The organism is Pseudomonas sp. KB_12 (assembly GCF_052114545.1).
In the GTDB taxonomy this organism is placed as follows: domain Bacteria; phylum Pseudomonadota; class Gammaproteobacteria; order Pseudomonadales; family Pseudomonadaceae; genus Aquipseudomonas; species Aquipseudomonas brassicacearum.
In genome coordinates this window covers 1-12,309 of sequence record NZ_JBFREY010000045.1, presented here as the reverse complement: position 1 = coordinate 12,309, position 12,309 = coordinate 1, and the positions used below count along the sequence as shown (strand labels likewise).

Genomic DNA, 12,309 nt, shown 5'->3' with positions numbered 1-12,309 from the left:
ACAGGTTTTGTTCCTACAAGTTCCACTGTTCCTGGAAGGTCTTGCTCCTACAGGGAGGGCTCAGGTGCTGACCTTGAGCCCGATCAACCCTGCAACGATCAACGCCACGCTGGCCAGGCGCACCAGTGCCATCGACTCACCAAACAAAATGATCCCGGCGATCACCGTGCCCACGGCACCGACCCCGGTCCAGATCGCGTAGGCCGTACCCAGCGGCAGTTCTTTCATTGCAAGGCCGAGCAGGCCGAGGCTGATCGCCATGGCGGCGATTGTCAGTGCAGTGGGGAGAGGGCGGCTGAAGCCGTCGGTGTATTTCAGGCCGACAGCCCAGCCGACTTCGAACAGGCCGGCAAAAAACAGAATGATCCAGGACATCACACACCTCATCGATGGATGGGGTCGTCCCCGGATAATGATCGCTCTAGCGTTGCGGGGTCGTCCCCGCATTGGGCGCAAGAGTGCCCAATGCTGACGACTCGGTCAAGATTGTCCTTCAGTCCGCCGCTTGACGGGCCTGTAGTTCACGGTCCTGTTTTTCGCTCATGCGCCGGAAGTACGTCGAGAGCAGGGCACCGGAAATGTTGTGCCAGACGCTGAACAGTGCGCTGGGTACCGCCGCCAGTGGCGAAAAGTGTGCACTCGCCAACGCAGCACCCAGGCCGGAGTTCTGCATGCCGACTTCCAGCGCCAGGGATTTACGCTGGGCCAGCGGCAGCTTGAACAGATGCCCGGTGAAGTAACCCAGCAAAAAGCCGAAGCTGTTGTGCAGCATCACCACGGCCATGATCAACAGCCCCGACTCGGCAATTTTTGCCTGGCTGGCGGCAACGACGGCGGTGACGATGATGACGATGCTCACCACCGACACCAACGGCAACACCTCCACCGCATGACGCACCTTGTCCCCCAGCAGCCGCTGCGCCACCACGCCCAGCACGATTGGCAGCAGCACTACTTGCAGGATCGACCAGAACAGCTCCATGAACGATACCGGCAGCCAGGCCGAGGCCAGCAGCCAGATCAGCGCCGGGGTCAGCAGCGGCGCGAGCAGGGTCGTGACGGCGGCGATGGCTACCGACAGGGCCAGGTCGCCACGGGCCAGCCAGGTCATGACATTCGACGAGGTACCGCTTGGGCAGCAGCCCACCAGAATCACGCCGACGGCGATTTCCGGTGGCAGGTGGAACACCTGGCAGAGCAACCAGGCCACACCGGGCATGATCACGAAATGCGCGACCACGCCGAGGGCCACGCGCCAGGGATGGCGTGCGACTTCGGCGAAGTCTTCGAGCTTGAGGGTCAGGCCCATGCCGAACATCACCAGGCCCAGCAGCGGCACAATGGCGCTTTTTAGACCGATGAACCAGGCCGGCTGCAGAAACGCCACCACCGCGAAAATCAGAACCCAGTAAGCGAAGGTATTGCCGACAAAGCGGCTCAATGCAGCCAGTGCGCGCATGACCTGATCCTTATTAATAAGAACACCGAATACTAATGTGGGAGCGAGCTTGCTCGCGATGGCGGTGTGTCAGTCAACATCTCGGTGGCTGTCATACCGCTATCGCGAGCAAGCTCGCTCCCACAGGGGAGGGGTGGGGTTTAGATCCCCTGCGGAATCTCTTCCCCACCCAAGGCTTCAACCAGCGCCGGCAGGAACTCGCCGAACGTCAACATCATCAGTGTGAAGCTGGCGTCCAGTTGGCCGAGGGCTTCGTCGCCACCGTCCTGCTCTGCCTGGTCCTGCAGCAGGTCTTCGAACTTCAGGCGCTTGACCACCATCTTGTCGTCGAGCACGAAGGACAGCTTGTCCTGCCAGGCCAGGGACAGTTGCGTGACGACCTTGCCGGTGTTCAGGTGCAGCTGGATTTCGTCGCTGGTCAGGTCCTGGCGCTTGCAGCGCACGATGCCGCCGTCTTCGTGGGTGTCGCGCAGTTCGCATTCATCCAGCACGAAGAAATCGTCCGCGGCTTTCTGGGTCTTGACCCAGTCGGTCATGGTGGCGGTCGGGGCCATTTTTACTGTCAGTGGACGTACCGGCAGCGAGCCGATGACTTCGCGCAGGGTAGACAGCAGGTCTTCGGCGCGTTTCGGGCTGGCCGAGTTCACCAGGATCAGGCCCTGTTTCGGCGCGATGGCGGCGAAAGTGGACGAACGACGGATGAACGCACGGGGCAGGAACGCCTGGATGATTTCATCCTTGAGCTGGTCCCGTTCCTTTTTATAGACCTTGCGCATTTGCTCGGCTTCGATCTCTTCGACCTTTTCCTTCAGGGCATCGCGTACGACGCTGCCCGGCAAGATGCGTTCTTCCTTGCGCGCGGCGATCAGCAGGAAATCCTGGCTGACGTGCACCAGTGGTGCGTCTTCGCCTTTGCCAAACGGCGCGACGAAACCGTAAGTGGTCAACTCCTGGCTTGCACATGGACGCGCCAGTTTGCTGGCCAGTGCAGTTTCCAACGCCTCGGCATCAAAAGGCAGATCTTGGGTCAGGCGATAGATAAGCAGGTTTTTGAACCACATGGGGTGAGTCTCTCCTTTATACAAAGGGGGGCATTATTCTCTTCGCAGCGCCATAGGCCAACCCTTCGCTAAGCCTTTGGAAGGCCTGAAAAAATTAATTTAAAAAGTGCTTGCCAGCTCAAAGAGTGCTCCGTAGAATGCGCGCCACACCGAAAGCGAAGGGTGATTAGCTCAGCTGGGAGAGCGTCTGCCTTACAAGCAGAATGTCGGCGGTTCGATCCCGTCATCACCCACCATTCGTTCAAAGTGTTACGCGCAGCGGTAGTTCAGTCGGTTAGAATACCGGCCTGTCACGCCGGGGGTCGCGGGTTCGAGTCCCGTCCGCTGCGCCATATTCGGTAACCTGGAACACTGAACGTCAGGTCACCACGGAAAGCCCGCTAACGCGGGCTTTTTGCTGTTTGCAGTTCCTGTGGTGTGCGTTGCTCATATTTTTTTTGCTGAATTTGCTAATTAAATCAGCACGTTACAAAAAACTGTGAGAGAATGCGCCCCGCATCGAAAGTGAAGGGTGATTAGCTCAGCTGGGAGAGCGTCTGCCTTACAAGCAGAATGTCGGCGGTTCGATCCCGTCATCACCCACCAAACTTTCAGTGTTACGCGCAGCGGTAGTTCAGTCGGTTAGAATACCGGCCTGTCACGCCGGGGGTCGCGGGTTCGAGTCCCGTCCGCTGCGCCATATTCGGTTATCTGGAATGCTGAACGCCAGGTGGCTACTAGAAACGACGCTTTTCCTTTACGAGGGGAGAGCGTCGTTTTTTTTGCTCTTTGTTTTTTGGAGTGGTGTGCATATCCGTTGCTGCGGTAACGGCTGCTTAGGGTTCCGCTCTTACAGCGGGTCACTTTCGAAAAGCCCGGAAGCCGGCCCAGTCGAAAGTAACCAAAGCGCTCATGCCCCACCACTCGGCACCTCGCTTAGGCTCGGTGTGCCCTCACTCCGGCATTGCTCCGTGGGCCCTTCGCGGCGGCCCACGGAGCAATGCCTTCGTTCGGGCATGCCGAGCCTAGGCGAGGCACCGAGTGGTGGGGCAAGAGCGTTTTGCTTACTTTTGCGCTTTTCAAAAGTGAGCCGCTGTAAGAGCGGAATCGTCAGCAGCCGTTACCAAAAAAACGGATATACACCCCAATCCAACCTCTACAGCTCAGCATTCCGCCGATGACGATAATCGCTGACCGCCTCATACACCGCCTTGCGCAAGCGATTGATCCCACCAATAGGCCGATGCGCCTCAATCCCAAACCAAGGATTGAACGACTGATTATCACAAGCCAGATTCAACTTGGGCGTATCAAAATCCTGAGCCGGCACCTTGATCCGCGCCACGGTCTCGAACGGCGCATCACTTTCCTGCCACTCAATACTGGTGTCTTCAATCGGCATGTACTTGCCCGGATCCTGACGCTGGATCTGCAACACAAAACACGCCGGCACCCGGTCGGTGGATAACTGCTGGTTCAATGCGCTACGCAAGAAGTTCGGCAGGTCCTGATTCTGCGGAGGCAAGGTGTAGCTTGGGCAACTGTCCGGGTCCGGTGCGACGCGAAACTTGGCGTTGGCCTCGCCGAACTTATAGGGCGATACCGAGAAGTAAGTGGTCTGGGTCGGACTGGCCGGTGGCGGTGAGAGGGTCGCCAGGGCGATGAATAAATGCCGAATCTGCCAACTGCGCGGGTCGAGGCTCGGAAAAAAGGCCATCGCCTTCTTCCCGTCAGCCTGAGCGGCCACATTCTGACGGTACTCGGCGACATCACTGACAAAGAAGTTCGGATGGTTGAACATCACGAAATCCTGCTCACCTTGTGATTGCCGGTCAGCGAGCAGTTGCTTGCCCGGTACGTTCATCAGCTTGATCGCCATCCCCCGTGCATCGCGCAGGCTGTCGAACTGCGGATAGGCGTTGCCGTTGGACAGGCGAATCGTCGCCTGCCAGACCTTCCCCGGCTCGGCGAATACCCCTTGGCGCAACGGTGCCGGCAGGTCGCTCGGCACCTGGACTTCGGCCATGACACAGCCGTGGGCCTTGGCGTGGGCGTCGCGCAGGTAGCGTGTGCTTTCGCGGTGCTGATCGACGATGCGAATAGCGGTCTGGATGATGTCCTGGGTCATGGCCGCTTCGCCGGGCGCAACCTGTTCCTTGTCCGGGACCGGTCCCTTGTGTTGCCAGGCAAACCAGGCCGTGGACAGTGCCCAGCCGAGCAACCCGATGCCCAGCAGCCACAGGAGCGTCTTGCCCAAAAAGGCACCGAGGCGCAGCCAGAGCGTGATCAACATTGAAACTTCCTTTTACCTGTGGGGTTCATCATTACAGTTGCGTCTCTAATGGCCCGCCCAGCACCTTTAAATACTCGAGCAAGGCCCAGCGTTCCTGCGGTTGCAGCAGACGCCCGATGACGCCGTTGCCGCGCTCGCCCGCGCGGAATTCATGGCCGCTGTTGTGGTTGCCAGTGATCCGGGTATCGAAGAGAAATGCGTTGGTGAAGGCTTCGGTGCGATAGCCCAGGTGGCGCGGGTCGTATTCGAAGTTGCCTTTATAGAACGCGGTCGCGCGCTCGTCCTGGGGGGACAGCAGTTGATAGATCGTCGGCACCGAGCCGTTGTGCAGGAACGGTGGCGTGGCCCAGACGCCCGCCAGCGGCCGGGCCTTGTAGGCGCGCAATTCACGTACGCCGATGGGCAAGCCGAAACCGTCCAGCGCCGGGCGCTCGGCGGGGGTGACGCCGGCGTCGCGGTAAGCGCGGTTTTCGACGAATGCCGTAACGTAGGCCAGGCCCTTGGCGACCGTGAGTTGGCTCAGGTCCAGCGGTTCTGTCGGGGTCGGGTGCAGTTGCACGTCCAGCTTCGCCAGCTCGGCCGGATCCCACTGCAGGCTGGTCAGGTCGAAGCGGTGGTCAGCGATGTTATTGGCAGTGCCCGGGTCGGTGCCGATCACCTGCACGGGCAGCATGTGCAATTGCTGGACCGGCCTGTCGGGCCCTTGGACCACCTTGGGTACATGGCAGCCGGCGCAGTTTTCGGTAAACAGGGCTCGGCCCTTGGCGGCCAGAGGTTTGTCGATGGGGCCCAGTAGCGCTTCCGGCCATACAGGCGGCTTGAGCAGTTGCAGGGTTTCTTCGATCTTGTTCAAGTCGCGCACACGCACGCTGGAGGGGTATCGCGCATCGCCCTGCAGCGGTTTGCCTTGGGCGTCGAAGAAATTCAGCGTGGCGCCGACCCCCAACGCCTCACCGACGTTGCGGGCCATCGGTTGCTGGGCCGATCCGTTCCACTGCACCCAGTCGAACGTCCATATGTCCCACAACTGCGGGTAATCCACGGGGGCGTTGGCCACCCGGTAGTTTTGCGGCGAAATGGCGTCGCCGAAGCTGGCGTTGGCGATGCGACCGAAGGCGTCGGTACGGCCAGGCCCTTCTTCGGTGGGGTAGAGGCCACGATGGGTGTCGTTCCAGGCCACCCGCAGGAACGTATCCAGGGAGACTTTGAAGGCCTTGCGCAATTCCTCGTGGCGGGCGTCGTAGTCCTTGCCCAGCACTTGGCGGGCGAAGCGCTCGAATTTCCAAGGGTTGTAGTAGGTAGACGCCAGACTGGCGACCAATGCTTGTCCGAAACTGCCACCACGTAATGTAGGAACACTGGAGGGCAGCACGTGCTGAGCCGAGCCGCCGTCGATCCGTATCGCCTGGCCCTTGAAGCGCAATTCGCCGGTATGGCACGCCGCGCAGGTGATATCCAGGAACTGCTCGGTGCTGCCCGGGTTCTGGTGCCGCGCAAATCCTACCGGCAAGTTGCCGGGATTGGCCGACGAGGCTTTCTGCGCCGGATCGACCAGGAACCCAAAGCGCGCCAGGTACTCAGGCGATGCGAAGCGTTGTTGCGAAAACGGTAATTCGAGGGCGGTGAACCAGTCGTAGCGCAGGCCTTTGACCTGGGTGCCCTGGGGCGTGAAGTAATACGTCTGGCGCTCGGCGGCACTCCATTGGTCCAGGTAATTCACCTGTTCGACGGGCGTGTAGAACGGCAAGCGAGGATTGGCGACGTAATAAAGCACCACGGCCACGACAATGATCAGCAGCGCGAGGAGCAGCAAGAGGATGCGAGAGAGAAGGCGCACGGGTAACGTCCTTGTTTTTTTGATAAGCCCTTATGCCTCAGTGCCGCCCGGCGGGCAAGTGGCCATTACCCCTGGCCTGTGTAGGGCGGCAATTTGTCCCTGTACGTAACAGATGACAGATGCTTCATTCTTCCAGGATTAAAAAGCGTTTGCGGACCTGAACTTATCATTACTTTGTGGCTCACATGCCGGTAGCCATTGGTCGTGGCCGCCTGATAAGCTCGCGGCTTTATTCGATTGCCCTTTAGGCGCATGAACAAGGAAATAGCATGAAACAGCATCGGTTGGCGGCGGCGGTGGCCCTGGTTGGCCTGGTACTCGCGGGTTGCGACTCGCAGACCAGCGTAGAGCTGAAGACCCCGGCGCAGAAAGCTTCCTACGGTATTGGCCTGAACATGGGCAAGAGCCTGGCTCAGGAAGGCATGGATGACCTGGACTCCAAAGCGGTCGCCCAGGGCATCGAAGATGCCGTCGGCAAGAAAGAACAGAAGCTGAAAGACGAAGAACTGGTCGAAGCCTTTGCCGCACTGCAAAAGCGTGCCGAAGAGCGCATGGCCAAGATGAGCGAAGAGTCGGCAGCCGCCGGCAAGAAATTCCTCGAAGAAAACGGCAAGAAAGCCGGTGTTACCACCACCGCTTCCGGCCTGCAGTACGAAGTGGTCAAGAAAGCCGACGGTCCACAGCCTAAGCCGACCGACGTAGTGACTGTCCACTACACCGGCAAGCTGACCAACGGCACTGTGTTCGACAGCTCCGTTGAACGTGGCAGCCCGATCGACCTGCCGGTCAGCGGCGTGATCCCGGGTTGGGTCGAAGGCCTGCAACTGATGCACGTCGGCGAGAAGTACAAGCTGTACATCCCGAGCGACCTGGCCTATGGCGCCCAGAGCCCGAGCCCGGCCATCCCGGCCAACTCGGTCCTGGTGTTCGACCTGGAACTGCTGGCGATCAAGGATCCGGCAAAAGAAGACGCAGCCAAGTAATCGCGTCTGCTATAACGACAACGCCTCGCTTATGCGGGGCGTTGTCACATCTGGGCTTCGGCAAAATGGCAAAAAAACCGAACGCACGATGCAGGGTATAGTCATAGGCAATACAGGCGCTGTGCTAGACGCAGTCAGCCGGTCAAGTCAATGAAATATTGGGTTTTTTTATGTGAGTAAAAAACGCCCGATCTAAGCCGGGCCCTTATGAAACGGGGGCTTCAGCGGTGAAATGCAGCTCTGTTCACAAGGTTATCCACAATTTGTGTGGATAACATTTCAGTGGGAGAAAAAATGAAGGCCCCGTGGAATTTTGCGCGATTTCTGCCCTTGGCAGGCCGCCTGCTGGCCCGCGGTCGATTGCCTACGTTGTTGTTCGCCGTCGCCAGCAAAGGCGCCCGAGAGGGCGGACGACTGGGCAAGCTCAAGGAAGACCTGCGTCTGTTGCAGGCCTTGTGCCTGGCCTACTGGCGGGGCGAATACCGCGCTGTCAGCGCCAAGTCGATGCTGTCGGTGGTGGCAGGGCTCATGTATTTCCTCAGCCCCCTGGATGCAATTCCAGATATCTTGCCGATGTTTGGCATGTTCGACGATATCGCGGTGCTGGCCTGGGTCATGAAAACCCTCGACGTTGAACTCGAGGCTTTCCGCGCCTGGCGTTATCGGCAATCGCCCGAGAAGCTTGCCCGGGTCGAAAGGCTTCCCGATACCCCGGAACAACTTCAACTCCAAGGTCAGAAAGAAACCTGATTCGGTAGCACTTGCCCCAGAGAATTCATCGCCCCGCGACCTTAGCCGGTATTAGGATTACACTTCTAAGAAAAAAGGCTGGCTCGCTAAGTGTTGTTGTCCTACGGGGTAGACATGGATATTCAAGTAATCACACGTGACGGAGAGCCCGAATACGCGGTTTTGCCGTGGGATCAGTACCAGTCGTTGTTGAAGGCAGCAGGCATCGATCAAGCTCCGCCGCGCGAAGCGACAGTCCGTCACGCGGCGGCACCGGGCCAGGTTCTCCCTGGCCTGGATCAATTACGCAGTTTACGCGAAGGGAAGGGCATCGCCATCGAGGCGCTGGCCCGCACGGTAGGTATCAGCCCGTCTTATCTGGCCTTGATCGAGAGCGGCGAGCGTCAGCCCGATGCCGCGATTCGGCGCAGTCTGGCCTGGGAGTTGACGGTGCCGGGTTGGAGGGAAGAATCGTGAGCGTACGCATCAGTCGGCAGCATTGGGATGGGTTGTTGGGTGAGTTGGACCAGGCGCGCCGCCAGCGCCATTTGTTGACCTACCGCGCGTTGCTGGAGCGTCTGCAACTGCCCAGCCCGGCCATGCAGACCTTGACCGCGGCCCTGGAACACCTGGCGGCGCTGGACGCCCGGGCGGAACAGCCGCTGCGCAGCTCATTGGTGATCAGCCAGGGCGCCAGTCGGTTGCCGCGCACGGGGTTCTTCGAGTGTGTAGAACGCTTGGGTCGCTTTTCCGGGCCTTCCGATGGCGTGGCTGCTGCTTCCTGGCACGCTTCGGAAGTGGTCCGGGTATTTGAATACGAATACCCCGAGTCGGCGGAGGCCTGAGTGCTCTGGCGACTCAAGGCGCGGGCCGGTTACTGGCTGGCGCGTCGGTTGTTTCACTGGCCCTGGTTCGTTCGTCAGCCGCGTGGCTGGGCCTGGCTCGAGGGTCAGTTCTCGCGCATGGCGAACTTGGGCGACGTCGGTGCGCAAAGCTTCTATGGGCATATCCTCACGTTTCGCGGCCAAGGGCTGGGCGCCCGGGAAGAAGGAGTTCGCCTGCTGCGGCTGGCGGCATTGGCCGGTGATGGCAAGGCCGCCTACCAGGTTGGCGTGATCAGCCTGGCCGGCACAGCTAGCAAGGCGCCGGACCCGGTTGAAGCGGCGCGTTGGTGGACCTTGGCGGCGAAAGCCGGGCATCCGCTGGCCGAAATCAAGCTCAAATCACTTGAAGCTCACGATATCTAGGGCTATCCACAGGCGATTCGTTGTGCAGGTCAGACGAATTTAGCGAATCGCCCTACGCGCTCTGTCTCCTTCCCCTGACTTAATTCCCCTGTCATCCCCGGCAAAGTCTCGCGCTCCCTGAGTGCTGCGAGACGTCTGCCCATGTTCGACCGTTTTTTCCTGCCGGCCCTTGAGCGAGCCCTGTCCTGATGGATCAGGTGAGCCGAATCGAGCAGGAACTCGACAGCTTCAAAGGCACCTTGTCGGTCTACCGCGAGCAGCTCGAGCGCTGGTACAGCCGAGCGGCGGACCGTGCCAGTCATGCCGCTGACTTGCCGTCACTGATGGGCATGGAGCGGCTGATCCGCTTTGGCGACAGCACCACCGCTGTCAGCACCGGTGACGATGACTTCCTCTCCACGGTCGTCCAGTGCCCCAAGGGCGGGCCGATGACGATCGAAAGCAAGTTCGAGTCGGTGTACGACATCCCGTTGGGCGACATCGTGGTGGATGTGGTGGATGTGGCCAGCGGCGAGGTCACTCCAGTCACCCTGGATGCCCAAGGCCTGGGGACCTTCACGGGGGAGGCGGGCAAGTCCTATCGGGTTCACGTTCAGGGCGAGGTGTCCGCCAAGCAAATCGCGAATCTGTTTTCTTCCTACGATGGTCTGACCACCGATCTGACGGACTGGCTGCGCGGCGAGTGGCAGGGTTTCAAGCCGCGTTGGGCACAACAATCGCTGTCGACTTCGGCGGCGGCGGTGGGCAACGGGTTGCTCGCCGGCAGTTGGGCGGCGATTGAAAGTGTATGGGACAGCATCAGTTTGCTCTCGGACATCCTCAAGGACCCCGGTCAGTTTGTTGATCGGTTGGGTGACAGCGCTGATCAGTTGAAAAAACTGGCTCAGGACACGCCGCAAGTGATGGCCAAGCTGCAACTGCTGGCCAGCGACGAAGCGGCACTGTGCCTGTTGGTGCGCACTGCCAGCCTCTGGCTGGAGATGTTGCCGCCTAGTGAAGTCGCTGGCGAAACGGCCAAAGGGCTCTCGACCGTGGCGGTGCAACTGGTAATCGACTTGCTGATCGGTGTGGTCTTGACCTTTGCCGGGGCAGGGGCCGGGATTGCCTACCTGTCGATGCGGTTGGCCAGGCACGGTGCAACCCTGCTGAACGCCATGCAGCGTTTTATCCGTGCGATCTTCGCGGTGGTCAACGGCTTCATGACCTACGTGGATCGCTACAAAACCGTGGCGGCACGCGGTATCGCGGCTGGCGTGAAAAAGGGCCGGATGCAACTGCGCTGGGATGCGCAGCGCAACACCACGCTGAAAAAACACGAACCCCACGACGACGCCCCCGCCCAGTCGAAAAACCCCAACGGCGACCCCGTCGATACCGCGTCCCAGACCCAGACCAGCGGCTGCTCGGTGTCGATGGTCACCGGCGAAGAACTGCTGACCCTCGACGACGGCACCCTCGATGGCCGCTTGCCGTTTGTCTTCACCCGTTTATACCGCACCAGCGCCGCCGACCTGGATGTCGGCCTCGGGCGTGGTTGGAGCCATGCCCTGGCCCATCGCTTGGAACTCGACGGCGAGCAGGTCACCTGGGTCGACCAGGAAAACCGCCGCACGACCTTCCCACTGCCCAGCGCCCAGCGTCCGGCGATCCACAACAGCCTGGCCCGCGCGGCGATCTACCTGGGCACTGAGGCGGACGAACTGATCGTCGCCCAGCCCGGCGAAAACGCAGCATTTCTGCACTTTCGCGACGGCCACCTGAGCGCCCTCAGCGACCGCTACGACAACCGACTGACCCTCCAGCGCAACATCCATGGCGACATCTGCCGTTTGGACAACGGCGCCGGGCGCGCCCTGCGCCTGCGTTACGAGCAGCGCCACCTGATCGCCGTCGACTACCAGAGCTTCCACCCGGCCATCACCCTCGACGAAGCCTGGCGGACTGAACAGACGCTGGTTTCCTACCGCTACGACGGACGTTTCCGACTGATCGAAGCGACCAATGCCGCAGGTGAAAGCGAACGCTACGACTACGACGACCAACACGTCATCCTCCAGCGACAACTGGCCGGCGGGGCGAGCTTCTACTGGGAGTGGCAAGGCGTCGGGCCGGCGTCCCGCTGCGTACGGCATTGGGCTTCGTTTGCACAGATGGACAGCCGCTACACCTGGGGCGAAGACGGCAGCGTCACGGTCCGGCACCTGGATGGCAGCCAGGAGGTGTATGTCCACGACGAGCGGGCGCGGCTGGTGCGCAAGGTCGAGCCCGACGGCGGCGAGCACCTCAAGGCCTACGACGAACAAGGTCGCTTGATCGCCGAGCAGGACCCGCTGGGCGCCGTGACCGAATACCGCTACGACGACGTCGGACGGCTGGTGGCGCTGCTTCCCCCGGACGAGACGCCGACGTCCTACGAATACCGCAACGGTTTCCTGCACCGCCGTGCGCGCGGCAAGGCCGTGTGGAGCTACCGGCGCAATGCCCGCGGCGAGGTGATCGTCCTCATCGATCCGGACGGCCGGCGCACGGAATATGCCTACGACGCCCACGGGCAACTGCTGGCGACGTATGACCCGGACGGCGGCGAACATCGCTTCACCTGGAGTCGCCTGGGCCAACTGACCGAAGAGATCCTGCCCGACGGCAGTCGCCGGTGTTTTTCCTACGACGCCCTGGGGCGTTTACTCAGCCGCCAGGACGAACACGGCGCGCTCACGCACA

11 protein-coding genes and 4 tRNA genes are annotated in these 12,309 nt (G+C 60.8%); 10 read left to right on the top strand and 5 right to left on the bottom strand.

What is annotated here, in order from left to right; all coding sequences use genetic code 11:
* Positions 1 to 60 precede the first annotated feature (60 nt).
* From sugE to rdgC, 3 genes are all read right to left on the bottom strand, one after another.
* Entirely contained in the window at positions 61 to 375 is a 315-nt protein-coding gene (sugE, locus tag AB4Z20_RS25440) for a quaternary ammonium compound efflux SMR transporter SugE (RefSeq protein ID WP_014339708.1), read from the bottom strand.
* A gap of 118 nt (positions 376 to 493) precedes the next feature.
* Positions 494 to 1,459 carry a bile acid:sodium symporter family protein gene (locus AB4Z20_RS25435; RefSeq protein ID WP_214509599.1) on the bottom strand — a complete coding sequence of 322 codons (966 nt, stop codon included), beginning with the start codon at positions 1,457 to 1,459 and terminating at the stop codon, positions 494 to 496.
* A gap of 140 nt (positions 1,460 to 1,599) precedes the next feature.
* Positions 1,600 to 2,520, bottom strand: coding sequence for a recombination-associated protein RdgC (rdgC, locus tag AB4Z20_RS25430; protein WP_014339706.1), 921 nt, complete (start codon positions 2,518 to 2,520; stop codon positions 1,600 to 1,602).
* A 160-nt stretch (positions 2,521 to 2,680) separates the two neighbouring features.
* On the opposite strand from rdgC, the gene AB4Z20_RS25425 reads away from it, so the two are divergent.
* From AB4Z20_RS25425 to AB4Z20_RS25410, 4 genes are all read left to right on the top strand, one after another.
* A tRNA-Val gene (locus AB4Z20_RS25425) sits at positions 2,681 to 2,756 on the top strand.
* Positions 2,757 to 2,775: 19 nt separating this feature from the next.
* Positions 2,776 to 2,852: transfer RNA gene (locus AB4Z20_RS25420), tRNA-Asp, on the top strand.
* Between the two features lie 177 nt (positions 2,853 to 3,029).
* Positions 3,030 to 3,105 (top strand) — tRNA-Val (locus AB4Z20_RS25415).
* A 17-nt stretch (positions 3,106 to 3,122) separates the two neighbouring features.
* Positions 3,123 to 3,199 (top strand) — tRNA-Asp (locus AB4Z20_RS25410).
* A 456-nt stretch (positions 3,200 to 3,655) separates the two neighbouring features.
* On the opposite strand, the gene AB4Z20_RS25405 is transcribed toward AB4Z20_RS25410, so the two are convergent.
* Positions 3,656 to 4,792, bottom strand: a complete 1,137-nt coding sequence (locus AB4Z20_RS25405; RefSeq protein ID WP_253477139.1) for a catalase family protein — start codon at positions 4,790 to 4,792, stop codon at positions 3,656 to 3,658.
* Positions 4,793 to 4,823: 31 nt separating this feature from the next.
* Positions 4,824 to 6,629, bottom strand: coding sequence for a di-heme-cytochrome C peroxidase (locus AB4Z20_RS25400; RefSeq protein ID WP_320389309.1), 1,806 nt, complete (start codon positions 6,627 to 6,629; stop codon positions 4,824 to 4,826).
* A 269-nt stretch (positions 6,630 to 6,898) separates the two neighbouring features.
* Here AB4Z20_RS25400 and AB4Z20_RS25395 point away from each other — a divergent pair, with 269 nt between their 5' ends.
* The 6 genes from AB4Z20_RS25395 to AB4Z20_RS25370 form a co-directional block, all read left to right on the top strand.
* On the top strand, positions 6,899 to 7,612 hold the full coding sequence (locus AB4Z20_RS25395) for an FKBP-type peptidyl-prolyl cis-trans isomerase (RefSeq protein WP_003204577.1): 714 nt from the start codon (positions 6,899 to 6,901) through the stop codon (positions 7,610 to 7,612).
* A 294-nt stretch (positions 7,613 to 7,906) separates the two neighbouring features.
* A complete protein-coding gene (locus AB4Z20_RS25390; RefSeq protein ID WP_253477134.1) occupies positions 7,907 to 8,362 on the top strand; it encodes a YkvA family protein in 456 nt (151 codons plus the stop codon).
* 114 nt (positions 8,363 to 8,476) lie between these two features.
* A complete protein-coding gene (locus tag AB4Z20_RS25385; RefSeq protein ID WP_214509604.1) occupies positions 8,477 to 8,818 on the top strand; it encodes a helix-turn-helix domain-containing protein in 342 nt (113 codons plus the stop codon).
* Complete coding sequence (locus tag AB4Z20_RS25380) at positions 8,815 to 9,186, top strand: hypothetical protein (protein WP_003179080.1); 372 nt, start codon at positions 8,815 to 8,817, stop codon at positions 9,184 to 9,186. Before AB4Z20_RS25385 ends, AB4Z20_RS25380 begins: the two co-directional genes overlap by 4 nt.
* Positions 9,187 to 9,588, top strand: coding sequence for a sel1 repeat family protein (locus AB4Z20_RS25375; protein ID WP_442090863.1), 402 nt, complete (start codon positions 9,187 to 9,189; stop codon positions 9,586 to 9,588).
* A 188-nt stretch (positions 9,589 to 9,776) separates the two neighbouring features.
* Positions 9,777 to 12,309 (top strand): DUF6531 domain-containing protein (locus AB4Z20_RS25370; RefSeq protein ID WP_442090861.1); only part of this gene is annotated, 2,533 nt, incomplete at its 3' end.

Bases quoted from the DNA above. Each gene is read 5' to 3' on its own strand.
- sugE (WP_014339708.1), bottom strand. From the start codon at position 375: ATGTCCTGGATCATTCTGTTTTTTGCCGGCCTGTTCGAAGTCGGCTGG.
- AB4Z20_RS25435 (WP_214509599.1), bottom strand. From the start codon at position 1,459: ATGCGCGCACTGGCTGCATTGAGCCGCTTTGTCGGCAATACCTTCGCT.
- rdgC (WP_014339706.1), bottom strand. From the start codon at position 2,520: ATGTGGTTCAAAAACCTGCTTATCTATCGCCTGACCCAAGATCTGCCT.
- AB4Z20_RS25405 (WP_253477139.1), bottom strand. From the start codon at position 4,792: ATGTTGATCACGCTCTGGCTGCGCCTCGGTGCCTTTTTGGGCAAGACG.
- AB4Z20_RS25395 (WP_003204577.1), top strand. From the start codon at position 6,899: ATGAAACAGCATCGGTTGGCGGCGGCGGTGGCCCTGGTTGGCCTGGTA.
- AB4Z20_RS25390 (WP_253477134.1), top strand. From the start codon at position 7,907: ATGAAGGCCCCGTGGAATTTTGCGCGATTTCTGCCCTTGGCAGGCCGC.
- AB4Z20_RS25385 (WP_214509604.1), top strand. From the start codon at position 8,477: ATGGATATTCAAGTAATCACACGTGACGGAGAGCCCGAATACGCGGTT.